This window comes from Arthrobacter sp. SAFR-044 (genome assembly GCF_051965175.1).
GTDB lineage: Bacteria > Actinomycetota > Actinomycetes > Actinomycetales > Micrococcaceae > Arthrobacter.
Window position 1 is genome coordinate 77,969 of the sequence record NZ_JBQCMK010000013.1, and the last position, 25,836, is coordinate 103,804.

Below are 25,836 nucleotides of genomic sequence, written 5' to 3' on the forward strand. Positions count from 1 at the left end.
CTCTGCGAAGGTAGGCTGGCATCACCGTCCGGCAGTGGGCGGCCACGAAGCTGTGGCTTTTCAATACTGTCCGGGAGGTAAGTCGCGTGTCCAACGCCGACGTCTCTGGTGCCGAAAACTTTCCTGATGTTGCCCTGCACCTTCAGGAGTCGTTCCTCCAAAACCCCGAGGTGGGGGCAATTCTCCAGGACCTGGCAGCATACGCGGCGTCCAGGCTTGGCAGCCCGGGCCGCGAGTGCTGCTGTGAAGTTACGGTGCTGCGCCCCAAAAAACCCCTGACCACGGCCTGCAGCAACCCCGGCGCCGGGGGAATGAACCAGCTGGAATTCGAACACGGGGACGGTCCGGGCCTGATGGCCATGCGGACCGCCACGACCGTCCTGGTGGCCGACCTGCGGCTGGAGAACCGCTGGCCGGAGTATGTGCAGGCTGTTCGGGGCCTGGGGTTCCGTTCGCTGGTGAGCATCCCTGCAGGGCTGGAGGGTGATGCGCAGGGCGTGCTGACGTTTTACTGTTCACAGCCCGTGGCCCTGGGCAGCAATGAAGTGGACGTCGCCGAGACGTTTGTCCGGCAGGCCTCCAAAGGACTGACGCTTGCCTTGCGCATGCTGAAACTGGAGGAAACCAGGGATGGCATGACCGCAGCCATGCGGACGCGCACCGTGATCGACCTTGCCACCGGTGCCATCATGGCGCAGAACCGCTGCAGCCAGGCAGCCGCCTTCAAGCTGCTGCGGGACGCGTCCAGCACCCGGAACATGAAACTCCGGGAGGTGGCGGCTGTCGTGGTGTCGTCCGTTGCCGGCGCCGCCGACACCTTTACCTACTTCGACGAGTAGGGGCCTTTCCGCTCAGGGCCTTGCGGCCCCGGCTGGCAGAGGACCAGGGCATAACTGCTCAGGGGAGCGCGCAGCAGCAGGCCTTCGGCGGCGCAGTGTTCATTGACGGCCTGGGCCAGCGCGTCCCGCTCCTTCGGCGAGAGGGTGGCCTGGCCGTCGCAGTAGTCGCGGATGAGCTGTTCCGAGGCGTCACCACCCAGCCCGACGAACTCCAGCCACAGCTGGGCCAGGTCCAGCCGGTGCTCCTTGATGACGGCACCGGTCAGGGCCTGCTGGTCAATGGCATCCATCGTCCCGTCCTAGCCTTGGTTGCACTCCGACACTTGGTCTTCGGAACGGCCGGCCCGGTGGATGGGAAAAGAATCAGAAACTTTTTGACTGCACCGCGTGCCCCGCAGGGGGACCTTTGCCCCTAGGCAGCGAACCGGCCCAAGCAGTCAACTTGAGTGTCTGGAGCAGGGACGACAACAGGAGGCAAGGACCATGGGCGCATGTGATGTCTGCGGCAGCAGCGAGGGCCGTATGTTCACCGTCAGCATGGGAAACCAGACCGGCACGTTCGACAGTTTCGAATGCGCCATCCATATGATGGCTCCCGCCTGCGAGCACTGCGGCTGCCGGATCCTGGGCCACCCCGTTGAGAGCGAAGCCGGCATCTACTGCTGCGTCCACTGTGCAAGGGAAGCCGGAAATCCACACCAGGCTGCCAAGCCGGAGCATTCCACAGTGGCCGTTCCGGCGCACGGTGCGACGACGGACCAGGGTTAGTCCCGACGGCACCAGGTGAGCTAAAGGAGAGTCGTGGCCGGTAACGGAAGCTTCAGGATCGTCGTGGGGGTGGACGGCTCCGACCAGTCCAAGGCGGCAATGGACTGGGCGGTGGAGGAATCCAGGCTGCGCAACGGTGAAGTCCAGGCCGTGACGGCCTGGAGCTTCCCTTACGTCAGCGATGCCATGGGGACGGCGTGGGACTATGAGATCTTCCAGAAGGACGCCCAGGCCATTCTTGAAGCAGAGCTCGAACGCGTGAAGGACCAGGGTGTGACCGTTACCGGCCGCATCGTGGAGGGAAACCCGGCCTCTGCGCTCATCGACGCTTCGAAGGATGCCGACCTGGTGGCAGTCGGGTCCCGCGGCCACGGCGGATTCACCGGCATGCTGCTGGGCTCCGTGTCCCACCAGACCATCCACCACGCGCACTGCCCGGTGCTGGTGATCCGGGAGCCGGACGCGGATTAGCCGCCGGCACACCTTTCCCTTTCGGTGATTGGAAAGTGCCGTCCTGCGAATCTGCCGCCGCTGCGAGGCTTGCCGGATGGACATGATTCGCATTGAGCCGCGCTGCCGGGTGGTAATCGACAATGACTGGGCAGGGGACCCGGACGGGCTGGTTGCCCTGGCCCATCACGCAATGTCGCCCGCCAACGAAATCGTGGCGGTTACCAGCTCACTGACCAACCCGATGTTCGGCCTGCCGGAGGGCATGGCCCAAAGAGGCGCGGACCTGGCCACGGAATTGCTGCGCGTCCTCAAGTTTCCGGAGCTGGCAGTGGCCCAGGCCGGGCCCGACCTTCCCTTCACGGGCAAACCGCGGAACAATGCTGCTGCCCGTGCCATTGTGGACGCCGCGGCGGCCGGGGGAGAACTGCCCCTGATCCTTGTCTGCGCCGGCCCGCTCACCAACGTCGCCGACGCGCTCCTGCTGCATCCCGCCGTCGCGTCCTCCCTCACCCTGGCCTGGGTGGGCGGAGCTGCGGCGAACGAGGAAGAATACAACTACTTCACGGATCCCGCCGCTGCGGACTTTGTGCTGGGAAACCAGGAGTTGGCGGTGTGGCAGTTCCCGGCGGAGACGTACCGGCAGGTGGTTGCCCCGGTGGCTGAACTCGACCATGCCTTCAGGAACTCAGGTCGGGCAGGTGCCTGGTTGTGGGAGCTCTTCAACCGCCTGGAGGTGCCTGATTTCGTGAAGTTCGGGCCGTTGTGGTGCCTGGGCGACAGCGCGCCCCTGGTGGTCACGGGGCTCGACGACGTTACGTCCACCTTCAGGGAAATCGGCACCCAGCCCTCCCGCCGGACCTACACCTCGGTGGATACGCGGCTGATCATCGCGGACTTCCTCGCGAAGCTGCGGCTGCATCAGTAAGCAGGACAATGGCCCGGACCTCTGAAAAGTGGTCCGGGCCATTGCCTGATGCTAGGCGGGCTGCGCCGCTCCCGCCTCGGCGTGCTGCCGGGCGAAGCTGCCCAGCCAGCGTGCGCTTTCCTTCGGAGTCCGCTCCTGGGTGGAACGGTCGACGGCGATCAGGCCGAACTTGGGACGGTAGCCGAAGATCCACTCGAAGTTGTCGAAAGCGGTCCATGCGATGTAGCCCCGCACGTCGATGCCGTCGGCAAGGCAGGAGGCAACGCCGTCGACCGCTGTCTCCAGATAGGCCACCCGCTGGGTGTCGTCCTCCGTGGCCAGGCCGTTCTCGGTGACGATCACGGGGATACCGGCCACGCGCCAGGCCTCCCGGATGGTTGCCTCCAGGCCCTGCGGGTAGATCTCCTCGCCCATCTGGTTGGTGGGAACGCCCTCCGGGGCGGGCGCGTGCCCGTCCGCTCCGTAGACAGTCCGGCCGTAGGTCTGGATGCCCACGAAGTCGTCGCCACGGGATGCTTCCAGGAACCGCTCGTTGACGTCGCGGCGCACCCGGTCCGCGATCTCCTCGCCGCCGGGAAGCGCCTGGATATCGGAGTTCGCCAGGGTCCAGCCGACCTGCAGGTCCGGGCGGTGCGCCTTGATGGCTGCAGTGGCGGCCCGGTGCGCGGCCAATTTGACGTTGAAACCCGCCTCGGTGGAGCAGAACTGGAACGGGGCGACCGTGCTGGCGTCCACGCCAAGACGCTCGGCAGCGGCAGCCCACATGGGGACCTTGCTGCGGTTTTCCGGTGCTTCGCCGCCGATGCCGAAGGATTCCAGCAGCCAGGGAAGGTTGGGCTCGTTCAGGGTGCAGGCGACGCCGATGAGCTCACCGAAGTGCCCCATCACGCGGTCGCAGTAGCGTGCGAAGAGCTCCGGCGTGCGTTCGCCCTCCCAGCCGCCCGAACGCAGCAGCCAGCGCGGTGACGCGAAGTGGTGGAAGGTGACCACCGGGGTGAGGCCGTGCTCCAGGCAGGCCTCCAGCACCCGCTTGTAGTGGTCCAGCCCAGTCACCGAGAAGTGGCCCTCCTCCGGTTCGATACGTGCCCACTCCAAGGAAAAGCGGTAGGTGGTGAAACCCAGGCCGGCAATCAGCGCAATGTCCTCCCGGTACCGGTGGTAGTGGTCTACGGCGTCCCCTGAAGGCTCGGCGAAGATGGTGCCCGGAAGGTGTTCCAGGAACCAGATATCGCTGTTGACGTTGTTGCCTTCCACCTGGTGGCCGGCGGTGGCCACCCCCCAAAGGAAGGTTCGCGGAAACGGGTTGGTCATAGGGATTCCTCTCATGATGGACGCGCGGCGGCGTCCCAGGCCTCACTGCCTAAATCCATCCTGTCGAGTAGCGTGACCGCCGCCACAATACTTTTTCAATCAATGACATTGTCATGTTTGGCCCCGCAGGCTCCAACGGATTCTTGAAGGGAGCCGGACAGCTCCGGCCCCTCGAATTTCCTCCGTTTGTCACCGTCATAGAAGAATGCGAAGGCGCACCAGATGAAACTTATGACCTCCACCGCGCGCGGCAGCGCTGCCGTCCTGGCCGGTGCCCTGCTGATCGGTTCCCTGGCCGCCTGCGGCGGCGGGTCCAGCCAAGCCGCCGCAAAGGCTGACACCAGCAGCCTCACGTTGGCAATCGACAGCGATTCGGCATCCTTCGGTTACGACCCCCTGCGCGTTTCGGCCGCCCAGCGCCAGTTCTTCGAAGGCCTCTACGACTCCCTCATGACGCTTCAGCCGGACGGCTCCACAGGCCCCGGCCTGGCCAAGGAGTTCAGCTACAACGCGGACAACACCATCCTCACGCTGACCCTCAAGGACGACGTCACGTTCACCGACGGCTCCAAGCTCGACGCCGCCCTGGTCAAAGCCAACCTGGACCGCCGCTCCGATCCGGCCCTGAGCGCCTACTCCGCCGTAGCCAAGGGCGGCGCGCAGGAAATCACGTCCGTGGACGTGGTCAGCCCCACGCAGGTGGCCCTGACCTTTGCCAAGCCTCAGCCGGGCTTTGAAAAGAACCTGGCGTCCACCACGGGCATGATCGTAGGCAAGAACGGTGTCACGGACACGGCAAGCCTCGGGGCCACCCCCGACGGTTCCGGCCCGTACACCCTGGACCCCTCCACCGTGAAGGGCAACAAGTACGTCCTGGTGAAGAACGACAAGAGCGCGGACGCTTCCAAATACGCCTACAAGAAGGTGGTCTTCAGCGTTGTCATGGATCCCCAGGCCCGGGCCAACGCCCTGGTCTCCGGCCAGGCCGACGTTGCCATGCTGACCTCGAACACTGTGGACTTCGCCAAGTCGAAGGGCGTCGGTGTCACCCAGATCGGCGGCACCGTCAACACCATGATCTCCTTCGACAAGACCGGCAAGACCGCGCCGGCGTTCGCCCAGGAAAAGGTCCGCCAGGCCATCCAGTACGCCATCAACCGCCAGGCCCTGGTGGACGCCCTGCACAAGGGTGACATTCCCGCCTGGAATGCCCTGCCCAAGGACTCTGCCGGCTTCAGCAAGGACCTCGAAACCAAGTTCGCATACAACCCGGACAAGGCCAAGAGCCTGCTGGCCGAGGCCGGCTACGCCGACGGCTTCGAGTTCACCATCATTGCCGGCGCCCAGACCCAGACGGACCTGCAGGCCGTCCAGAAGGACCTCGCCGCGGTGGGCATCACCATGAACGTCAAGATGGCCGCCTCCACCGACGAAGCCTTCGCCGCCGTCGCCACCACGCCCCTGGGATACGCGCCACTGAACTGGGACAACCCCGTCGGCGTGATGTACGGCGCCATCCTCAACGGCTTCACCAACGTCCAGAAGGCCACCGACGACCAGCTCAGCGCAGCCACAGGCGAACTTGCCGCAGCCAAGGACGACGCCGCCGTCAAGGCAGCCGCCACCAAGCTGAACACCCGTCTGGTGGAGTCCGGCTGGATGATCCCGCTGTACGAAGCGCTCACCAACCAGGGCTACAACACCAAGAAGGTGTCCCCGGTGAAGTTCGCCGGCACCAACGCCTACCCGCTCCTCTCGTCCTACACCCCGGCCAGCTAATACCCGCACCGTCCCGTGGGCCCTTCCCGGCAAGGGGAGGGCCCACGGGCAGGGCCTGACCGATGGAGGTCACCATGGCACTATTCATCACCAAGCGCCTGCTGATGGCGCTGGCCACCGTGCTGGTGGTGGCGGTGCTGGCATTCCTGCTGGTACACGCCATGCCCGGCAGCCCCGGAGCGGTTTCCCTCGGCGCCGGCGCCTCACAGGAAGCCATCGACGAGGTCAACCAGCGGCTCGGCTGGAACGATCCCCTGGTCACCCAGTTCGCCACCTGGTTCGGATCCGCCGTCCAGGGCGACCTGGGGGTTTCGCTGATCGACGGCCGCTCCGTCAGCGCAGACCTTGCCAGCCGGCTGCCCGTCACGGCCTCGCTCGCCGCCGGAGCCACCATCCTCAGCGCCGTCCTGGGCATCGCCCTGGGCGTGACCGCAGCCGTCCGCGGCGGCCTGCTGGACCAGGTGATCGGTGGCTTCGTTGGCCTCCTCGTAGCCCTGCCGGCCTTCTGGGTGGGCATCATCTTCGTCTACCTCTTCGCCGTGCAGTCCTCTGTCTTCCCGGCCACCGGCTACGTGCCCTTCGAGGTCTCGCCGCAGGACTGGGCGCAGTCCCTGGCGCTGCCGGTGATCACGCTGGCCGTGGGCGGCGCCGCGTTCATTGCCCGCCAGACCCGGGCGTCCATGCTCGAGGCCCTGCAGCAGGAGCACATCCGGACGCTGCGGGCCACGGCCACCCCCACCTGGAAGATCCTCTACGTCCACGCCCTGCGCTACGCGAGCCTGCCCATCGTGGCCGGGATCGCCCTGCAGTTCATCGGCCTGTTCGGCGGTTCCGTCATCGCGGAACAGCTGTTCGCCATGCCCGGCCTGGGCCAGGCCGTCCAGTCCTCCGTCAGCACCCACGATGCCCCTGCCGTGCAGGGCGTGGTGGTGATCGCCACCGTGGTGGTGGTCGCCGTCAACCTGGTGCTGGAACTAGCCACCAAGTTCCTCGACCCGAAGTTGCGTGCCTCATGATTCCCACAGTTGCCCCGGCTCCCGCGGACGCGGACCAGACAGGAAGCACGACGGCGGCAGGAGCGTCCGCGCCAAGCCCCGGCAGGGCGGCACTCGCCAGGTTCTCCAGGCACCGCCTGTTCAGCTCGCCGGGAGCCGCAGCCGGCCTGGTGTGGCTGGCCGCGCTGGTTATCGCGTCCCTGACCGCGCCGCTGTGGCTGCCGTTCAAGACCGAGGACCAGGACTTCACCGCCGTCCTCTCCGGCCCCACCGCCGCGCACTGGCTGGGCACCGACGAGCTCGGCCGGGACATCCTCAGCCGCATCTTCGCTGCCGCGGCCGGCACCCTGGGGACGTCGCTGATCACGGTGATTGTCGGCGTCGGACTTGGCACCGTCCTGGCCATGCTCGCCGCAGGCGCGGGGGAGCGGACCGAAACCGTGATCAGCCGGGTCACCGAAATTATGATGTCCCTGCCGGGAACCGTGATCATCCTGGCCGTCATCGGCGCCGTAGGCACCAACATCCCGGTGGTCATGGCCATCCTGGGAATCCTGATGTCCGCCGGGATCTATCGCGTGATCCTGGGCCAGGCCAAGTCCCTGCAGTCCCAGCTCTACGTGGACGCCGCCAAGGTGGACGGCACCAGTCCGTTCGGGATCAGCCTCCGCCACGTCCTCCCGGGCCTGGCCAACACCATCGTGGTGCAGGCAGCCCTGATCTTTGCCGTGGGCATGCTGATCCAGGCCGGCCTGGCGTTCATCGGGTTCGGCCCGCCCATTCCGCAGCCCAGCTGGGGCGGCATGATCCAGGGCGCCTCCCAGCACGTCTACGACGCCCCGTGGATGATGGTGCCCACCGGTGCCGTGCTGGCACTGACGGTTCTTTCAGCGAACGCCATCGGCAACGCACTCGGCAAGGCACCCAACGCAGCCGCCCCGCACCTGCCCTCGGCGGCCGCCCGGAGGCAGCGCGCCAAAGCCGTCGCCGCCATCGCCGCAGCGGAACCTGCAAAGGCCCCTTCCGCCGGGGACGTGCCAGCGCCGGACAACTACGGAAAGGGGACGCTCAGCGTCCGTGGCCTCTCCGTCGGCGTCGACAGTGCGGGTACAGGCAGAGGCGTCCGCCTGGTCACCGACGTCTCCTTCGACGTCCAGCCCGGAACCGTCCTGGGCCTGGTGGGTGAATCCGGCTGCGGCAAGACCATGACGGCGCTGTCCCTGCTCGGGCTGCTGCCCTCAGGCGTCTCCGTCACCGGCGGCCAGATCCTGTGGAACGGCAGGAACCTGGGCGCCACCACGGAGAAGGACATGGAAGCCGTCCGCGGGCGGGAGATCGCGCTGATCAGCCAGGAACCCATGCGGGCCCTGGACCCGATGTTCACGGTGGGCTACCAGCTCACCGCCACCATCCGCCGGCTCCGGGGGATGGGCAGGGCAGAGGCCCGGAAGGAGGCCCTGACCCTCCTGGAAAAGGTGGGCATCGTTGACGCCGCCCGCATCCTGAAGACCTATCCGCACCAGATCAGCGGCGGCATGGCCCAGCGCGTGGCCATCGCCCTGGCGCTCTCCGGCCAGCCAAAGCTGCTGGTGGCGGACGAACCCACCACCGCCCTTGACGTCACGGTCCAGGCCGAGATTCTGTCCCTGCTCCGGACCCTGGTGAAGGACACCGGCATGTCCGTGGTCATGGTCACCCACGACCTCGGCGTCGTGGCAGACATCTGCGACCAGGTGGCTGTCATGTATGCCGGGCAGGTGGTGGAAAACGGGAAGACCCAGGCCATCCTGGACAACCCGCGCCACCCCTACACCCTGGCCCTGCTCGCCGCCGACCCGCACGCCAACCACGGGGACACCATGCCCGGACGGCTGGCCACGATCAGCGGCCAGGTCCCGCAACCCAAGGACTGGCCCTCCGGCTGCCGCTTTGCCGCCCGGTGCCAGTTCGCCGGCTCCGCCTGCCTGGAGCCGGTCCCGCTGCTGTCCTCCGGCGCCGGCGACGGCCTGGTGCGCTGCGTCAAGGCAGACCAGTTGGCCGTCGAAGGCATGGACTGGCTGGCTACGGACGTGCCCGGCGCCCGCACCCTGCGGGTCACGCCCAAGCAAGACCACATCGTTGAAAAGGACCTGGCATGAGCACCACAGTCACGGAACGCCGCGATTCACCGCCCACCGCAGCCACCCCCACGCTGGAGGTCAAGGACCTGGTGGTCCGCTACGGAAAGGGCCGCAAGGCAGCCACGGCACCGGCCGCCGTCGACCGCGTTACCTTCAGCATCGCACCCGGCGAAACCTTGGGCCTGGTGGGGGAGTCCGGCTCCGGGAAATCCACCATCGGCAAGGCCATCCTTGGCCTGCAGAAGGTCTCCGGCGGGTCCATCACGTACCAGGGCCGGGACATCACTGGGGCCAATGCCGCGCAGCGGCGGGCCCTGGGCGGGGAACTGCGCGCCGTCTTCCAGGACCCCAACTCGTCCCTGAACCCGCGCAATACCATCGGCACCTCCCTCGCCGAACCGCTCCGCCTCCGCGGCGTCTCCGGCGCGGAGGCAAGAGCCAAAGCGGAAGACATGCTGGAACGCGTTGGGCTGCCGCGGGACGCCGTGGACCGGTACCCCAGCCAGTTCTCCGGTGGCCAGCGGCAACGCATCTCCGTGGCGCGCGCCCTGATCTGCGACCCCCAGCTGGTGGTCTGCGATGAGGCCGTCAGCGCCTTGGACCTGTCCACCCAGGCCCAGGTCCTGAACCTCCTGGCCGACCTCCGCGACGAACGCGGCCTGAGCTACCTCTTCATTGCCCACGACATCGCCGTGGTCCAGTTCCTGGCCGAGCGCGTGGTGGTGCTTTACCGCGGCCAGGTGATGGAAACCGGACCGGCCGCCGCCGTCACCGGGAACCCGAAGCACCCCTTCACCCAGGCCCTCGTGGCCGCGTCCCCCGTGCCGAGGCCTGCCGAGCAGGCCGCCCGGCGGGAAGCCCGCGAATCGCTGGGTGTCCGCACAGGCGCCGCCGCCGTTCCCGGACCCGGCGGCTGCCCGTTCCGGCTCCGCTGCCCGCTCGCCACCGAGTTGTGCGCCACCGAACGCCCGGCGCTCCGGCAGGTGGGCGCCTCCGACGTCGCCTGCCACTACGCCTGATGGGCGGCACTTTGCCCGCGGACCGGCCAGCGGGCGGCCACGGCGACCGGCTGGTCATGCTGGGCGTCAACGGCGGGCCGGTGATCACCCCGCAGGAGGCCCAACCCGCCATTGCGCTAGTGGTCAATGGCGGCGTCTACCTAGTGGACTGTGGCCTGGACACCGCCCGTCAGCTCATTCACTCAGGTCTGGGCTTTGGCGGTGTCAGGAACGTGTTCATCACCCACCACCACCTTGACCACACCTCCGGGCTGCCCGGTGTGATGTTGCACGGCTGGACGGCCCGCCCCGCCCTTCCGTCCCTGGACATCTGGGGCCCGCCGGGGGCCGAGGCCAAAGCGGCCAAGCTGCTGGCCGGCTTCGACGACGAAATCGCCCTTTTCGCGGCAGGGGGCGGCTTCGGGTCCTTCCCTGCAGTGACGGGGCACGACCTGGACCTTCCGGACGACGGCGCCATCACATTCGTGATGGAGGACGACCATATTACCGTGACCGCCACCCGTGTTTTCCACGGTCCGGAGGTCGCCGACGCCTACGCCTACAGGTTCACCGTCAAAGAGACCGGGAAGGCTGTAGTTTTCTCCGGAGACACCGCTGCCCACAACGCCAACTTGATAGCACTGGCACGGGACTGCGACGTCCTTGTCCACGAAGCCCAGGACAATTCGGCGATCGAGCGCATCGCGGCGGGCCTCCCGGAACCGCGCGGCGCCGAACTGATCAAGCACCTGTTCGAGGCGCACTCCAGTGTCCTTGAACTGCCCGCCGTTGCCCACGCTGCGGGGGCCGGGAAACTCGTTCTCAGTCACTACACCCCCATGGCGCAGCCGCCGGAGGCATGGCTGGCGATGGCCTTGCCCGAGGCCACCCTGGCCGGCTACACGGGAGAGATCATCGCCCCGGCCGCACTGGACATCATTACCCTTTGACAGCAGAAACACCCCGTCCCTCGCGGACAAAGCAGAACGGAATACCCCCCCGCATGACACAGGAACCGTGGCAGGCCGCCATGATCACCCCCGAGCAGGACTTAGACGGCGCCCCGCGCCTCCGCAGGGAGTTCCGGCTCGACCAGGGCCACGGAGAGGTTGTGAAGGCAACCCTGCGGGCTACGGCATTCGGCGTCTACGAGGCCTTCATCAACGGTGCCCCGGTAGGCCCGGATGTGCTGAGTCCGGGCTGGAGCTCCTACGAGTGGCGCCTCCGCTACCGCAGCTACGACGTCACATCGCTGGTGGGCCCCTCCACCGTGATCGGCATCGAACTGGGCAACGGCTGGTACCGCGGCCGGCTGGCCTGGCACGGACTGTCCAACCTGTACGGCAGTGAACTGGGGTTCTTCGGGCAACTCGATATCGAGTTTGAGGACGGCTACGTGCAGACGGTCGCCTCGGACTCGTCCTGGCAGGCAGGGCCGTCCGCCACCACCGTCAACGACCTGTACGACGGGCAAACCATTGACGCCCGCAGGCTCCAGGCCGGCTGGGCGGAGCCAGGCTTCGCTCCCGGCAAGGGCTGGACCGGCGTGCGGGAGCTGGCGTTCGACGGCGGCCGGCTGGCCGAACCGGTGGGGCCGCCCGTGGTGCGTACCGGCGTCGTCCGTCCCGTGGAAATCCTCACCTCACCCTCAGGGAAGACGCTCGTGGACTTCGGCCAGAACCTGCTGGGCTGGCTGCGGTTCACGGTCCAGGGCGAGGCCGGGAAGGTGATCACCGTGCGGCATGCCGAGGTGCTGGAGGACGGCGAGTTGGGCGTCCGGCCGCTGCGGTCGGCGAAGGCCACGGACACCTTCATCCTCTCCGGCGGCAAGGACTTCTTCGAACCCACCAAGACCTTCCACGGCTTCCGGTATGCCGAAATTACGGGCTGGCCCGGAACCCTCGAAACAGGTGACCTGGAAGCCGTGGTGGTCCATTCGGACCTGGAGCGCACCGGCACTTTCGAATGCTCCAACGAACTGGTGAACCAGCTGCACCGCAACATCGTCTGGGGCCTGCGCGGCAACTTCCTGGACCTGCCCACCGACTGCCCGCAACGTGACGAGCGGCTCGGCTGGACGGGGGACATCGCCGTGTTTGCCCCTACCGCCGCCTATCTGTACGACGTGAAGGGGTTCCTGCAGGACTGGCTGCTGGACCTCGCAGCGGAGCAGAAGGCACAGGACGGGTTAGTCCCCATCACCGTGCCGGACGCCCTGAAATACTGCCCGCAGCCGGCTGAATTCCCCGCCCCTGAGTCCTCCGCGCTGTGGAGCGAGGCCTCGGTCTGGGTACCGTGGGCGCTGTGGGAAGCGTACGGGGACCTCTCCGTGCTGCGGAACCAGTACGAATCGATGACCGCGCACACGCGCCGCGTCGAAGGTCAGCTCTCACCGTCCGGGCTGTGGGATTCCGGCTTCCAGTTCGGCGACTGGCTGGATCCTGACGCCGCGCCGGACCAACCGTGGGCAGCCAAGGCAGACACCGCCGTCGTGGCCACCGCCTGCATGTACCGCACCGCCCGGCTCACCGCCCAGGCCGCCGGGCTGTTGGGAAAGCACGACGACGAAGCGCACTTTGAGGCGCTCGCCGCCCGGGTGCGTACAGCTTTCGCCGAGCACTACGTAGCGGCCGACGGCACCATCCGCAGCGACTGCACCACCGTGTACGCGCTGGCCGTCGCCTTTGATGTGCTGCAGACCCCGGAGCTGCGGGAGTCCGCCGGCACCCGCCTGGCCGAACTGGTCCGGGACAACGGCTACCGGGTGTCCACCGGGTTCGCCGGGACGCCGTTCATCACCCATGCGCTCACCGATACCGGGCACGTGGACGAGGCCTACCGGCTGCTGCTGGAGGAGGGCTGCCCGTCCTGGCTCTACCCGGTGACCATGGGCGCCACCACGGTGTGGGAACGCTGGGACTCCATGCTCCCGGACGGCACCATCAACCCCGGCGAAATGACCAGCTTCAACCACTACGCCCTGGGCGCTGTGGCGGACTGGATGCACAAGGCGATCGGCGGCATCCGGCCGCTGGAACCCGGGTACGCGCGCGTTCTCATCCAGCCGCAGCCAGGGGAGGGGATCAGCTGGGCCAGGACGTCCCTGAAGACCCCGCACGGCGAGGTCCGCGTGGCATGGACGTCCGACGGCGGGGAGTTCCGGCTCGAGGCGACCGTCCCTGCCGGGGTGGCGGCCGACGTCGTCCTTCCGGACGGCGCGCGGCACTGCGTGGAAGGCGGGACTCACTCCTTCACTGCCGGCGTTGCTGCTCCCACACTCGATTACCAGGCGAGCCGCTGATGCGTTACCAGGAGACAGGCCAGCACCTGCGGCTCAGTGAGATCAGGATGCGGGACCCTTTCATCCTGGAGGCTGCTCCCGGGAAGTTCGTCCTGTTCGGGACCAGCGACGGGAACGTTTGGGGTGGACCCGCCACCGGCTTTGACTGCTACACCAGCCACGACCTGGAACGCTGGGACGGTCCCATCGCCGCGTTCCGCCCGCCGCCCGGTTTCTGGGCGGATACCCAGTTCTGGGCACCGGAGGTGTACGCCCTTGACGGCCGGTTCTTCATGCTCGCCACCCTGGCGGCGTCCTCTGGCTCCCGCCCGCGCGGGGTGTCGGTACTCGTCTCCGATAGCCCCACGGGACCGTACCAGCCATGGAGCGATGGCCCGGTTACCCCGACAACCCAGCCGTGCCTGGACGGAACCCTGCATGTGGAAGATGACGGGACGCGCTGGCTCATCTACAGCCGCGGGACGGAGGGGGCGGCTGGCGCGGCGGGTATAAGCGACGGCGAAATGTACGCGCTGCGCCTCTCTGCGGACCTGCGCTTGGCCGCTGACGGGCCGGTCCTGCTGTTTACCGCATCTTCAGCCCCGTGGACGCGGCCGCTGCGTTTTCCGGAGGGCGTGGAACCCCCGGAGGGCCTGAACCTCTCCGAAGACCCACTCTTCACCGATGGACCGTTCGTCATTCGGGGAGCCGGGGGGAGCCTCCTGATGCTGTGGTCGAGCCACGGTGAGGCCGGATACGCGATGGGCATCGCCGAATCGACCGGCGGAACCGTCACGGGTCCCTGGATCCAGCACCCTGAACCCCTGTGGGCCAGCGACGGCGGCCACGGCATGGTCCTCCGCACATCCGGCGGGCGCGACTACCTGGGTTTCCACTGGCCGAACAGCACCCCCGATGAACGTGTCAGGCTGACTGAAGTGGACATCAGCGGGGACGGCATCCGGATCCTGTGATGGGGGAACCCCGCCGTGCCGGGTGCAACCGGGGCGCTGATCTGCAACGATGTGCCTCAGGACCAAACCCAGGAGGACTCATGCCGTACACCGTGGATTTCAAAAACGTCTCCACCACCGGTCTGGAATCGTCACCGGTAGCAGAGGCGCTGGCCGGGCTGCGGGCCAACGAGGCGCGCTACTACAAGAACAAGTACGATCACGACTTCACCGTCACGCCAGCGGAAGACGATGCGGAGACGCTGGCATACATCCACAACATCCTGTCCACGGAGCGGAACCTGGTGATCGGGTCCAAGCCCCTTGAGGTGTCCTCCTTCGAAGTGGACGGGCTGCGGATGGCGTACGTCTTCTACGAATCCGGGCTGTCCATCAATGTCATGTACTCCGTTGAAGAGGGCGGCAAGCGGGCAGTGGGCTTCAAGCTGTCCGACGGCATGGAGGTCCCGGAGGAACTGGCCTCCAGCTTCAAGTTCGCACGCCAGAAGTCCAAGCTCGCGGGCACCATCCGCGGCTCCTACTTTGTGGTCAAGGGCCAGTACTAGGGCCAGATCGCCGAAGAACGCCTTCCAACGATTGAAACCAGGCCCTGCCCCGGGCGCCGCTGCGCGGCACGATGGCGGGATGAACTCCAACCCCATCCTTTCGGGCTTCAACCCTGACCCGAGCATCGCCAGCACCCCGGACGGCTACTACCTGGTCACCTCGTCCTTCGAATACCTGCCGGGCCTGCCGGTCTACCACAGCCCGGACCTGGAACGCTGGGAACTGGTGGGCCACGTGGCCACGCGGGAGGAACAGGTACGGATTGCCGACGTCCCCACGCCGGGAGGCGTCTGGGCGCCGACCCTCCGCTACCGGGACGGCGTGTTCTACCTGATCGTCTCGGTGTTCCTTGGCGGCCGCGGCTGCGTGGTGTTCACGGCCACCGACCCCGCCGGGCCTTGGAGTGACGGCACCGTCATCGGCGCGGTGGACGGCATCGATCCGGACCTCGCCTGGGACGACGACGGAACTGCGTACGTGACGTTCGCCCGCCACCCAGACGCGATCCAGCAGGTGCGGGTGGACCTCGAAGCCGGGGAAGCCCTCGAACAGCCGCGGACACTGTGGTCCGGCAGCGGGTTGTATTCACCCGAGGGCCCGCACCTGTACCGGCGCGATGACTGGTGGTACCTGGTGGCGGCGGAAGGCGGAACGGACCGCGGGCATGCCGTGACGGTGGCCCGCTCGCGGCGCCCGGACGGCCCGTTCGAATCCGCGCCGCACAATCCCATCCTTACCGCCGCGGGAACCGGTTCGCCCGTCCAGAACACCGGGCACGCAGACCTCGTTGAACTGCCCGACGGCGGAACGGCCATGGTCCTGCTGGGTGTCCGCCCGCTGGGGCTGGCGAAGTCATTCTCACCATTGGGCCGTGAGACCTTCCTGGCCGCAGTGGACTGGGTGGACGGCTGGCCGCACGCGCGGCTTCCCCGTGTGGCTGGCGCGCGGCCCGAGGAACATGAGTACGACTTCAGCAACGGTGCCGGGCTGGAGGACCCGCAATGGGTCGGCGTACGCAGGGTACCGGCGGAGTTCTCCGCCCCCACCTCCAAAGGGCTCCTGCTCAGGGGCGAAGGCAGCACCATGGGCTCGCCCAGGCCTTGTTTCCTCGCCCAACGCCAGCGCCACCTCGGGATGGAATGCAGGGCCGTGCTTGACGTCGCCGCCGGCGCGGGTGGGCTCGCCGTGCGGAACGCCGAGGACAACTGGTTCGGCATCGAAGCCAGCCAGGACGGCGGATCCGTCAGGATCACGGCGCGCGCCGTCGTCGCAGGCTTTGACCGCACCTGGGAAACTACGGTTCCGTCCGGAGACGTTGAACTCGCCATCATGGCCAGCCAGCCGCCGTCGGATTTCAGCGCCGGTGCCGTGGGCGGCGACAGGATCCGCCTCCTGGTCCGGTCCTCCGGGCCAGGCGGCAACCCAGACGATGAGCTGCTCACCGAACTCGATGGCAGGCACTGGGCTTTCGAGACCGCCAAGGGCTTCACCGGCCGGGCCTTCGGCGTCTTCGCCGTGGACGGCGAGGTCCTGGTCCGCCGGCTTTCCTACCGCGGCAGGGACTGACCCGCTACGCGGCCACGGTGCCGGGCTGTGCGGCGTGGCCGGCCGAGGCCGTGCACGCTGCCCGCGCCGGTTCTACGACGGCGAGCTGGCCGGTGGTGTCCGGGACGCCGGGAAGGTGGATGGCAGGGATCTCGGCGCCGGCCTGCGCGCCCCGGGCGCTACGCATGCGGAGGAGCGAAACGGCGGAAATGAGGAGCCACGCGGCGTTGGTGGCCACTGAAGGCCACGCCTCATGGAAGGCGCCGTTGAGGATGAAAGCAGCGGCCCCAAGGAGGTTTGCGCCCTGGAACGCCCGGCCGGCCTTCACCCACCCCATGGAGACCGACAGGAACGCAGTCAGAATCATGGCGGCGCCGGCCCAACCGGAAATTTCCCAAACGAGTTCCATTGGTGTCCTTTCGTAAATCGTTACCTGATGGCAATTCTGCGGGGCAAAGGCATGTAGTTCAATTGCATTCTTCTGCAGGCCTGGTTTAGAACTACTTAACATGGATATGGACCCGCGCCGGCTGCTCGTGCTTCTCGCTGTTGCCCGGACGGGAGGCGTGCTGGCCGCCGCCGATGAACTGCGCCTGACGCCCTCCGCGGTGTCCCAGCAAATCACCAAGCTGGAGCGGGAAACCGGGCACGCGCTGATGGTCCGCACGCCAAAGGGTTCTGTGCTGACGCCCGCAGGCCTCGCAATGGCAGAAGCGGGCGAAGAAATTGAACGCGCCCTCAGCGTCGCCCGGACCCGGATGGAGAGTGGGGCCAATATTTCAGGCGTGGTGCGGCTCGGCGGCTTCACCAGCTTTGTCCGCACCGTGGTGATTCCCCGTCTGCCCGAGTGGCGGAGCCAGTATCCGCAGCTTCAGATCCGCATCGTGGAGGATGATTTTCCCGCGCTGATGCGGCTGCTCCGGCAACGCCAGCTCGACGCCGTCGTGGTGGAACATGACTCCACCACCGCCGGCCCGCTTTCACTCGGGGCAGGAATGATCGAGGAACCACTGCTGGATGAACCGTGGAGGTTGGCGGTGCCGACCGGAGCACTGCTTAGCACTGAGAGCGTGGACCTAGCCCGGCTGCCCCTTCCCTGGCTCGGGGTGGACTCCGCAGCCGCCAACTCAGCAGTGCTGGGGCGGCTGCGCCATTCGACGGGCGCCAGCATGGAGACTGCGCACCAGTACCAGGAGACCCTGACGGCGCTCGCCCTCGTCGCTGCCGGCGAAGGGGTTGCCATCCTGCCCACCCTGGCCCTGGCCGGAGTGGCGCATGAAGGGGTGGACATCCTTGACGTTCCCGGGCTGGGGACGCGGCGCATCGTCCTGCGTCGGTTCGACGGGCGCCGGCGTTCCAGCACCCCGGTGGACACTGTTGCGCGGCTCCTGCGCGAATCAGCGGCGGCGTTCGACACGCGGTCGGCATCCTGACTCGCCCTGGTGGGCAGTCTGCTGTGCCGTTGACCACCTGCAAGGGCATGAGTACTGTGGGCGCACAATCCGTCCGCGGCGCCGGCAGGCTGCCGATGGCTGTGGCGGCCGGTGGCCCGGGCGCGCCGGCAAAAGGAGGCAGGTGTCGTTCTTCCAGCTTTCGCTGATTGCCGCCGTCGCGCTCCTCGGGCCCCTGCTGGCGTTTCCCCGGACCTGGCACCTTCCCATGGTGCTTGGGCAACTGCTCGCAGGCATTGCAATCGGTCGCACCGGACTGGGGCTGGTGGATTCCTCGGACCCGACGTTCACGTTCGTTGCCGACGTCGGATTCGCACTCATCATGTTCGTCGCCGGAACGCACGTGCCGGTGCGGGACAAGGCCATCCGCGCCGCCCTGGGCGGTGGCGCCCTGCGGGCCGCCATCGCAGCGGTCCTCGCGGCCGCCGTCGGAATCGCCTTCGCCTTCGCCTTCCGCACCGGACACGCACCGCTCTACATTGTGCTGCTCGCCTCCTCTTCGGCGGCCCTTGTCCTGCCCATCGTCCACTCCCTGCAGCTGACGGGACCAAAGGTCCTCACGACGATGGCGCAGGTGGCGGTGGCGGACATCGCCTGCATCGTGGCGCTTCCGCTAGCCGTGGACCCACCCAACGCGCCGAGGGCAGCGACGGGGGCCGCCGCCGTCGCAGCCTGCTCCGTGGTGCTCTTCTTCGTGCTGCGCTGGCTGGAGCGCAGCGGCACCCGCGGGCGGGTGCACGACGTGTCCGAGGAGCGGAAGTTTGCCCTGGAACTGCGGATCCAGCTTGCCCTGCTCTTCGCATTGTCCGGGCTTGCCGTCGCAGGCCACGTGTCCGTCATGCTTGCCGGATTCTCCTTCGGACTCGTGGTGGCGGCGGTGGGTGAACCCCGGCGCCTGGCGCACCAGCTCTTCGCGGTCAGCGACGGTTTCCTGGGGCCGGTGTTCTTCGTGTGGCTGGGCGCATTGCTGGACCTGCGCGCGCTCGCCGGCACGCCGGGCATGGTGCTCCTCGGGGTCTGCCTCGGAGCGGGCACCCTGCTGGTCCACGGCAGCCTGCGCCTGCTGGGCCAGCCGCTGCCGCTCGCCGTGCTGTCCGCATCCCAACTGGGCGTGCCCGTGGCCGCTGCCACCATCGGCTCCCAACTGGATCTGCTGGAACCGGGGGAAGCCTCGGCGTTGATCCTGGGCGCCCTCATCACTATCGGGGCAAGTGCCGCAGCCGGTTCACGGGCTGCCCGCTCCTTCGCCCGGAACGCCCCGGCCCCGGCAAAATAGCCGGTCTACCCCCGGGAGTGGGTCCACACCCCGGAGCTTGCCTGCGCCTGGAAGCCCAGATTGCGGGACACGGCACGGGCGGCGGCCCGGACCGCCGGGGCAAGGACATTGGGCGGCGTGGCGCCGTCCGGAACCACGATGGACAGCGAGGCCACCACGGCGCCCTGCGCATCGAAGATGGGCGAGGCCACGGACACCGTACGGGACGGGACGGTCCTGCGGATCATGGCGATGCCGGTCCGCCGCACATCGGACAGGGTCCGGCGCAGCTGGCCTTCAGGCATTTCGGGCACGCCGGGCTCGTTTTCCGGCGGGCGCTTCAGGATGGTCTCCTGGAACTGCTGGTCTGCCCCGGCGAGCAGCACCAGGCCGATGGCCGTCGACCTCAGCGGGGCACGGCCGCCCACCCGGTACGCCACCTCGGTGGCGTCCTTCCCGGACAGCCGTTCGATCAGCACCGCCTCCTCGTTGTCCCGCACCGCCAGCAGCACGTGGTGCCGGGTGACCTCGAACAGGTCCTCCAGGTAGGGAAGCGCGATCTCCCGCACGCCGTGCCCGCGCGGAGACAGGGAGGCCACCTCCCACAGCCGGACCCCGACCACGTACCGGCCGTCGTCGAGCCTTTCCAACGCGCCCCACGCCACCAGCCGGGCTATCAGCCGCAGCGCCGTGGGGGCGGGCATGTCCGCGTGGCGGGCCAGCTCGGAGAGGGTCAGGGCCCGGCGCCGGTCGGAAAAGACGGCGAGCAGGCTCAGCGCGCGGTCGATGACCGGTTCGCCCTGTTTGGGCCGCTTTCCGCGGGCAGGCGGGACATCCGTATCCGGAGTGGCAGTCATGGCAGTGGTTCCTAGCGCCGTTGGCAGATCCTGTGGCCCACGGGCAAAGCGGTGAGCTGAACCACAATACTATTCCAACCATTGAAAGCTCCCTGTGGAGGGGAAGTCACGGAACGCGAAGCTGGAACTCCCAGCACCCCCACCCCAGGAGTCCCTCCGCATGACCGCCCCCACCCGGCTTCGGGCCGAACACCTGGCTGAGGCGATGGGCCTGACCATCCGGGAACCCCGGCTCAGCTGGACGCCGCCCGCCGGCACCACCAGCCAGACGGCCTACCGGATCTCCGCCAGCAACGGCTGGGACACCGGCCGGCAGGAATCAGCCGCATGCGCCGTCCCGTACACCGGCCCCGCGCTGGACTCCCGCAGCCGGTTCGAGTGGCGCGTCCGCACCTGGAACACCGCCGGGAACGGCACCGAAACGGCAACCGGCTGGTCCCAGCCGATGCCGCTGGAACTGGGCCTCCTGCACGCCAGCGACTGGACAGCGCAGTGGATCGGCGCCGACGAGCCGGAGATCCCGGCGCCGGGAGAACGCCCCGGCTACGCCTTCACCAAAACCTTCACGCTCGACGCAGCCCCGCACAAAGCCCGAGCCTACGCCACCGCCCACGGCATCTACGAGCTCTTCATCAACGGCCGCCGCGTGGGCGACCAGCAGCTCACCCCCGGCTCCACAAGCTACAACACCACGCTCCAGGTCCAGGCCCACGACGTCACGGCCCTGCTCGGCCAAGGACCCAACACCGTCCGCGCCGTCCTCACCGACGGCTGGTACCGCGGCACCTTCGGGTACACACGCTACGCCGACATGTACGGAACCCGGACGGCGTTCCTTGCGCAGCTCGAGGTGGAGTCAGGGAGCGGCACTCAGGTCATCGGCACCGACGGCTCCTGGCTGGTGTCCGCAACGGAGATCACCAGCGCGGACCTCATGGCGGGCCAGCGGGTTGACTTCCGGGCGCACGACGGCGGGAGCCCACCGCCCGCAGGCATGGCACCGGGCGTGCGTCCCGCCGTCGTCCGTCCGGGCAGCTTCGCTCAGCTGGCCGGCCCCTTGGCCCCTCCCACCCGCGTGACGCGGGAACTGGCGCCGGTGTCCATCGCCCGCCTGCCCAACGGCCACCAGGTGGTGGACTTCGGCCAGAACATCCACGGCTGGGTCCGGCTGACCACGCTTGGGGCCCCGGGCGAAGCCGTCACCCTGGAATACGGCGAGGCGCTTGGCCCGGACGGCGACGTCACCCGGGACCACCTCCGTCCGCTCGACTTCCGGACGCCGGGCGCCTTCCGCGACGCCGGCCAGGTGGACACCGTCATCTCCTCCGGCGCCGCGGGTGAGGTCTTTGAGCCCCGGTACACCACCCACGGGTTCCAGTACGTCTCCGTCCAGGGCCTCGCCACGGACCTGCAGCCGGAGGACATCACCGCCTGCCTGGTCCGGACGGACCTGGAACGCATCGGCACCTTCAGCTGCAGCGACGAGCGGCTGAACAAGCTCCATGGGATCGTGGAGTGGAGCTTCCTGGGCAACTCCTGCGAGGTCCCCACCGACTGCCCCCAGCGCGAAAAAGCCGGCTGGACCGGGGACTGGCAGCTGTTCGTCCCCACCGCCGCGTACCTGTACGACGTCACCGGCTTCTCCCGGAAGTGGCTCCGGGACGTGCGGGCCGACCAGTGGGACAACGGCGTCATCGCCAACATTTCGCCGTCGCCCGGACCGGAGGTCACCTCGGCCGAATTCATGGGCTTCACCAACGGCTCGTCCGGCTGGGGCGACGCGATCGTGATGGTGCCGTGGGAGATCTATCTCGCGACCGGGGAAGCCGCCATCCTCGCCGAAAACTGGGAGGCGATGCAGCGCTGGCTGGGCTTCGTCCGCACCACCGCGGAAACCCGGCGGCACGCAGCCCGCGCAGCTGCCAGCCCTGTCCCTGCCTGCCACGAAAAGTACCTGTGGGACACCGGCTTCCACTTTGGCGAATGGATGGAGCCGGACGGCCCCGAACCGGACCTCTTCGCCGCCCGCATGGCAGATAACGGCATTGTGGCCACGGCCTACTACCGCCACACCACGGACCTGATGGCGCGGATTGCCGGGGTGCTGGGTCTGTCCGTGGAAGCGGCCGCACTGGCGGAACTCTCGGCGAACATCCGCGAGGCGTGGGAAACGGAATACCTGGACGCCGCCGGGCACCTCACCCAGGCCAGCCAGGCCAACTGTGTCCGCGCCCTGGCCTTTGACCTGGTCAGCCCGGAACGCCGCGCCACCGTCACCGCCCAGCTCGTGGAACTGATCCGCGACGCCGGCACGCACCTCGGCACAGGCTTCCTGGCCACGCCCTACCTGCTGCCGGTCCTGGCGGACAACGGCGAACTGGACCTGGCCTACGAACTGCTGATGCAGGACTCGGAGCCGTCCTGGCTGGCCATGGTGGACCGTGGCGCCACAACGGTCTGGGAACTGTGGAACGGCATCGACGCGGACGGCGTCCCGCACCAGTCGCTCAACCACTACAGCAAGGGCGCGGTGGTGTCCTTCCTGCACCGCTGCACAGCCGGGCTTCGCCAGGCGCCCGGCAGCGCGGGCTGGGAACGGATCGTCATCGAACCGCGCCCCGGCGCCGGCCTCACCTCCGCCGCCACCTCGCACGTGGGGCCGCGCGGCCTGATCGAGGTGGCGTGGGCAATTTCAGCGGGGACTGCGTCTGAGGCGGCAGCGCCTGAGGACATAGCGGACGACGGCGTGCTGACGCTCACCGCCACGATCCCCGCCGGCACCACCGCCGAGGTGCTGCTGCCCGGAAGCCTTATGTTGCCTGCGGCGGCGGCGGCCGTCGTCGGACCCGGACACCATACTTTCCTTGCCGCCGCCGGCGGGGACAGCACCCAACCTGACCTGATGAGGAGCACACTATGACAGTGGACCGCGCTACCGACGTACTTGACGCTTCCCGCGATGCTTCCCGCCCCGGAGGGCGCACCGTTCCGCCGTTCCCGGTCTATGACGCCCCCGGCACGCCGGAGCTGGCAGGCGACGTTTCCCTGGTGCACCGCGAAGTGACGTACGCGCGGGCCATCGGCTTCCGCCCGCTGAAGCTGGACATCTGGCTGCCCCGCGAGGCCGCCGGACCGACGCCCCTGGTGCTCTGGGTGCACGGCGGCGCGTTCCAGCTGGGCGACCGCCGCGAACTGCCGCCCACCTTCGCGCCCAACTCTGTTTTCCGGATGCTCAACGAGTCCGGCATCGCCTGCGCCACCGCCGACTACCGGCATTCGCTGGAGGCCCCGTTCCCCGCGCAGCTTCACGACCTCAAATCCGCCGTCCGGTACCTCCGCGAATTCGCCGCCGAGCTCAACATCGATCCGGAACGGTTCGGTGCCTGGGGCGAATCCGCTGGCGGCCACCTGGTAGCGCTCCTCGGACTCACCGGCAGCCGCCCGGACCTGGAGGGCGGCCTCGGCGCGCAGGGGCACCCAAGCCGCGTCAGCGCCGTCGTCGACTTTTACGGCGTCTCCTCCCTGGCGGACATCCCGCCCATGCAGCGGCCGGCCGGGCTGTTCCCCGCCGCGCTGACCGCTGCCGTGCCGCCGGGCATGTCCCTGCAACCCGAACATATGCTGGTGGGCGGCTCGGACGACCGTGACCTGCTGGCCGCTGCCAGCCCCGTCAGCTACGTCACCCCCGACGCCGCACCGTTCCTCCTGGTCCACGGCGACAGTGACGGACTGGTCCCGCACTCGCAGACTGAACTCCTGGCCGCCGCGCTCGCGGAGGCCGGCGTCGAGCATGACGTGGTGACCATCGAGGGCGGCGACCACTGTTTCTTCGGCGCGGAGGACCAGATGGACACCATCCTGGCAGCCGCCGTCGATTACTTCTCACGGAAGCTGGGCACGCCATGACACCCACCAAACCCGCCGCCTCCGCGCCGGCGGCCGGCCCGGAGAACGACGCCCAGGCGCCCGACGCGGGGTTCGCGGAGTACCTGGCCAGGCCGGAAGGCCCGCAGTTCCTCAACCCGGACGCCGTGCGTTCGCCCGGGCCCGATGTTCCCATCCGCACGGTGACGGCGGATGGCCGGCACGGGCCGGTGGCCATCCGGATCTACGGGGAGGCCGCCGCTGCCGGCAGCCCTGCCCTGGTGTGGCTGCACGGCGGCGGCTTCGTCAGCGGGAGCGTGGACATCCCCGAATCGGATTACCTGGCACGGGTGCTCGCGGCCCAGGGGACGCCGGTGCTGTCCGTGGACTACCGCCTGGCGCGCAATGGCGTGTCCTTTCCCATTCCGCATGATGACGCCCTGGCCGGATGGTTCTGGGCGCGGAAGAACGCCGAATCACTGCGCCTGGATCCGGACCTGCTCTACCTGGGCGGGGCCGGTGCCGGCGGCAACCTCGCCGTGGGCGCCGCGCTCTACCTGATCGACGCCGGCAAGCCACTGCCCGCGAAACTCCTGCTGGCCTATCCCTTCCTGGACGCCGAACTCCCGCCACCCGCCGGGGGACTGGACGAAGAGGTCATGGCCGGGCTGCCGCGGCACCTGCGGTTCACGCTGGAGGACTGCATCCGGACGGCGGAGAACTACGTGGGCGGTCCGGTCAGCATGGCACCGTCCTACGCCATGCCCGGCTACGCGGACCCTGCCGGACTTCCGCCCACCGCTTTGCTTGCCTGCGAGTACGACGACGCCCGCGGCTCAACCGAGCAGTTTGCCTCGGCATTGGAGCGGGCAGGGGTTCCGGTGTCCTACTTCCTTGCCGAGGGCGCAGTCCACGGCCACCTCAACCACACCGCCGGGCTGCCGGAAGGACAGGCGGCCCTGGACTTCCTGGCGGGCGAGCTGGCGGCGGTGCGCAGGGCTTAGGCGCCGGAGGCCTTGATGCCTCCGGCGCCTGGTGCTCCCTGGACGCGAGAGCGGCCGGGCAGTCAGGGCTTCCCTGGCGTCTCTTCGGCCGCGTGGCTGCTGGACCAGATATCGCCCATCTCCTCGGTGGACTGCTCCACGATCCTGCTCATGGCCGCGAGCGCGGCACCTGGGTCGCGGTGCTGGATGGCGCTGGCCACATCAACGTGCAACTGCAGAGCCTCGTGGTCCGGCAGGTGCGGCATCAGGCCGTGCTGGGTCCGTCCCGCCAGCACCTCCGCCACCAGGTTGTGCAACTGGGAAAACATCAGGTTGCCGGAGGCATTGAGGACGCCTGCATGGAATTCAATGTCCAGCCGGAGGAACTCATTCTGGTCTCCCCGCTGCCCCGCCGCCCAGAGCCGCGCGGCCATCGAGACAAGGTCGCTGGCCTCGTCCAGTGACGCACGTTCAGCGGCCAGGCGGGCGGCCTGCGGCTCAATGGCCCCGCGGAGTTCGTTCAGGGCCCGCAGCTGCTCCAGCCGCTTGGCGGATGCCAGCCGCCACCGGATTACCTGGGGGTCGTAGAGGTTCCAGCTGGCCTCGGGCTGCACCACGGTGCCGAGGCGCCGGCGGGACTCGAGCATCCCCATGGAGGACAGGACGCGGGTGGCCTCACGGATGACGGAGCGGGACACCTTGTGCTGCGCCTCGAGCTCGTCCAGGCGCAGGATCGAATTCGGCGCCAGGGTTCCCTCGGCAATGGCGAGCCCCAGGTTCTCGACCAGCGAGGAATGCAGGTCGGGGGACAACGCCGCCTTTGGGATGGTCATGAATAAATCATATGGGGACATGGCAAGGTCTTGTATATGTCTGCCTTATTTGTTTATGCT

The 25,836-nt window shown here is 68.2% G+C and carries 23 protein-coding genes; 18 read left to right on the forward strand and 5 right to left on the reverse strand.

Translation table 11 applies throughout. The features are described from left to right. Positions 1–86: 86 nt before the first annotated feature. The gene (locus tag ACTHQS_RS17775; protein ID WP_440171539.1) at positions 87–839 is read left to right on the forward strand and encodes a GAF and ANTAR domain-containing protein; all 753 of its coding nucleotides are present in this window, start codon (positions 87–89) and stop codon (positions 837–839) included. Here ACTHQS_RS17775 and ACTHQS_RS17780 read toward each other — a convergent pair. Further along, positions 824–1,129 carry a hypothetical protein gene (locus ACTHQS_RS17780; protein WP_440171541.1) on the reverse strand — a complete coding sequence of 102 codons (306 nt, stop codon included), beginning with the start codon at positions 1,127–1,129 and terminating at the stop codon, positions 824–826. The two genes, ACTHQS_RS17775 and ACTHQS_RS17780, sit on opposite strands and share 16 nt — an antisense overlap. 193 nt (positions 1,130–1,322) lie before the next feature. Here ACTHQS_RS17780 and ACTHQS_RS17785 point away from each other — a divergent pair, with 193 nt between their 5' ends. The 3 genes from ACTHQS_RS17785 to ACTHQS_RS17795 all read left to right on the forward strand — a co-directional run bounded on the left by ACTHQS_RS17785 (position 1,323) and on the right by ACTHQS_RS17795 (position 2,985). Continuing rightward, entirely contained in the window at positions 1,323–1,607 is a 285-nt protein-coding gene (locus ACTHQS_RS17785) for a hypothetical protein (RefSeq protein ID WP_440171543.1), read from the forward strand. Positions 1,608–1,640: 33 nt separating this feature from the next. After that, positions 1,641–2,078 (forward strand): universal stress protein, encoded by a 438-nt coding sequence (locus tag ACTHQS_RS17790; RefSeq protein ID WP_440171545.1) that lies wholly within the window; start codon positions 1,641–1,643, stop codon positions 2,076–2,078. 76 nt (positions 2,079–2,154) lie between these two features. Then, complete coding sequence (locus ACTHQS_RS17795; RefSeq protein WP_440171547.1) at positions 2,155–2,985, forward strand: nucleoside hydrolase; 831 nt, start codon at positions 2,155–2,157, stop codon at positions 2,983–2,985. A 51-nt stretch (positions 2,986–3,036) separates the two neighbouring features. Here ACTHQS_RS17795 and ACTHQS_RS17800 read toward each other — a convergent pair whose 3' ends face one another. Further along, positions 3,037–4,296 carry a glycoside hydrolase family 1 protein gene (locus tag ACTHQS_RS17800; protein ID WP_440171549.1) on the reverse strand — a complete coding sequence of 420 codons (1,260 nt, stop codon included), beginning with the start codon at positions 4,294–4,296 and terminating at the stop codon, positions 3,037–3,039. A gap of 222 nt (positions 4,297–4,518) precedes the next feature. On the opposite strand from ACTHQS_RS17800, the gene ACTHQS_RS17805 reads away from it, so the two are divergent. From ACTHQS_RS17805 to ACTHQS_RS17845, 9 genes are all read left to right on the forward strand, one after another. Beyond that, entirely contained in the window at positions 4,519–6,075 is a 1,557-nt protein-coding gene (locus tag ACTHQS_RS17805; protein ID WP_440171551.1) for an ABC transporter substrate-binding protein, read from the forward strand. Positions 6,076–6,137: 62 nt separating this feature from the next. Beyond that, complete coding sequence (locus ACTHQS_RS17810) at positions 6,138–7,091, forward strand: ABC transporter permease (protein ID WP_440171553.1); 954 nt, start codon at positions 6,138–6,140, stop codon at positions 7,089–7,091. Further along, positions 7,088–9,208 carry a dipeptide/oligopeptide/nickel ABC transporter permease/ATP-binding protein gene (locus tag ACTHQS_RS17815; protein WP_440171555.1) on the forward strand — a complete coding sequence of 707 codons (2,121 nt, stop codon included), beginning with the start codon at positions 7,088–7,090 and terminating at the stop codon, positions 9,206–9,208. The genes ACTHQS_RS17810 and ACTHQS_RS17815 overlap by 4 nt, the downstream gene beginning before the upstream one ends. Next, complete coding sequence (locus tag ACTHQS_RS17820) at positions 9,205–10,209, forward strand: oligopeptide/dipeptide ABC transporter ATP-binding protein (RefSeq protein ID WP_440171557.1); 1,005 nt, start codon at positions 9,205–9,207, stop codon at positions 10,207–10,209. The genes ACTHQS_RS17815 and ACTHQS_RS17820 overlap by 4 nt, the downstream gene beginning before the upstream one ends. Beyond that, on the forward strand, positions 10,209–11,138 hold the full coding sequence (locus ACTHQS_RS17825) for an MBL fold metallo-hydrolase (protein WP_440171559.1): 930 nt from the start codon (positions 10,209–10,211) through the stop codon (positions 11,136–11,138). Before ACTHQS_RS17820 ends, ACTHQS_RS17825 begins: the two co-directional genes overlap by 1 nt. 53 nt (positions 11,139–11,191) lie before the next feature. Continuing rightward, positions 11,192–13,489, forward strand: a complete 2,298-nt coding sequence (locus ACTHQS_RS17830; RefSeq protein ID WP_440171561.1) for a family 78 glycoside hydrolase catalytic domain — start codon at positions 11,192–11,194, stop codon at positions 13,487–13,489. Then, the gene (locus ACTHQS_RS17835; protein ID WP_440171563.1) at positions 13,489–14,442 is read left to right on the forward strand and encodes a glycoside hydrolase family 43 protein; all 954 of its coding nucleotides are present in this window, start codon (positions 13,489–13,491) and stop codon (positions 14,440–14,442) included. The genes ACTHQS_RS17830 and ACTHQS_RS17835 overlap by 1 nt, the downstream gene beginning before the upstream one ends. An 80-nt stretch (positions 14,443–14,522) precedes the next feature. Further along, positions 14,523–14,987, forward strand: a complete 465-nt coding sequence (locus tag ACTHQS_RS17840) for a phage tail protein (protein WP_440171564.1) — start codon at positions 14,523–14,525, stop codon at positions 14,985–14,987. Positions 14,988–15,066: 79 nt separating this feature from the next. Continuing rightward, a complete protein-coding gene (locus tag ACTHQS_RS17845; RefSeq protein WP_440171566.1) occupies positions 15,067–16,554 on the forward strand; it encodes a family 43 glycosylhydrolase in 1,488 nt (495 codons plus the stop codon). A 4-nt stretch (positions 16,555–16,558) separates the two neighbouring features. Here ACTHQS_RS17845 and ACTHQS_RS17850 read toward each other — a convergent pair whose 3' ends face one another. Further along, complete coding sequence (locus tag ACTHQS_RS17850) at positions 16,559–16,942, reverse strand: CBU_0592 family membrane protein (protein WP_440171568.1); 384 nt, start codon at positions 16,940–16,942, stop codon at positions 16,559–16,561. A gap of 100 nt (positions 16,943–17,042) precedes the next feature. On the opposite strand from ACTHQS_RS17850, the gene ACTHQS_RS17855 reads away from it, so the two are divergent. Both ACTHQS_RS17855 and ACTHQS_RS17860 read left to right on the forward strand, forming a co-directional pair. Next, positions 17,043–17,966 (forward strand): LysR family transcriptional regulator, encoded by a 924-nt coding sequence (locus tag ACTHQS_RS17855; protein ID WP_440171570.1) that lies wholly within the window; start codon positions 17,043–17,045, stop codon positions 17,964–17,966. A 142-nt stretch (positions 17,967–18,108) separates the two neighbouring features. Beyond that, the gene (locus tag ACTHQS_RS17860) at positions 18,109–19,260 is read left to right on the forward strand and encodes a cation:proton antiporter (protein ID WP_440171572.1); all 1,152 of its coding nucleotides are present in this window, start codon (positions 18,109–18,111) and stop codon (positions 19,258–19,260) included. A gap of 5 nt (positions 19,261–19,265) precedes the next feature. Here ACTHQS_RS17860 and ACTHQS_RS17865 read toward each other — a convergent pair whose 3' ends face one another. Continuing rightward, positions 19,266–20,096 carry an IclR family transcriptional regulator gene (locus ACTHQS_RS17865; RefSeq protein ID WP_440171574.1) on the reverse strand — a complete coding sequence of 277 codons (831 nt, stop codon included), beginning with the start codon at positions 20,094–20,096 and terminating at the stop codon, positions 19,266–19,268. Positions 20,097–20,256: 160 nt separating this feature from the next. On the opposite strand from ACTHQS_RS17865, the gene ACTHQS_RS17870 reads away from it, so the two are divergent. Genes ACTHQS_RS17870 through ACTHQS_RS17880 form a run of 3 tightly spaced genes read left to right on the forward strand, consistent with a single transcriptional unit; the run spans position 20,257 to position 24,964 of the window. Next, a complete protein-coding gene (locus ACTHQS_RS17870; protein ID WP_440171575.1) occupies positions 20,257–23,016 on the forward strand; it encodes a family 78 glycoside hydrolase catalytic domain in 2,760 nt (919 codons plus the stop codon). Next, entirely contained in the window at positions 23,013–24,002 is a 990-nt protein-coding gene (locus ACTHQS_RS17875; RefSeq protein ID WP_440171576.1) for an alpha/beta hydrolase fold domain-containing protein, read from the forward strand. The genes ACTHQS_RS17870 and ACTHQS_RS17875 overlap by 4 nt, the downstream gene beginning before the upstream one ends. Beyond that, entirely contained in the window at positions 23,999–24,964 is a 966-nt protein-coding gene (locus ACTHQS_RS17880) for an alpha/beta hydrolase (protein WP_440171577.1), read from the forward strand. Before ACTHQS_RS17875 ends, ACTHQS_RS17880 begins: the two co-directional genes overlap by 4 nt. Before the next feature lie 62 nt (positions 24,965–25,026). Here ACTHQS_RS17880 and ACTHQS_RS17885 read toward each other — a convergent pair whose 3' ends face one another. Beyond that, the gene (locus tag ACTHQS_RS17885) at positions 25,027–25,776 is read right to left on the reverse strand and encodes a FadR/GntR family transcriptional regulator (protein WP_440171579.1); all 750 of its coding nucleotides are present in this window, start codon (positions 25,774–25,776) and stop codon (positions 25,027–25,029) included. Between the last annotated feature and the right edge of the window lie 60 nt (positions 25,777–25,836).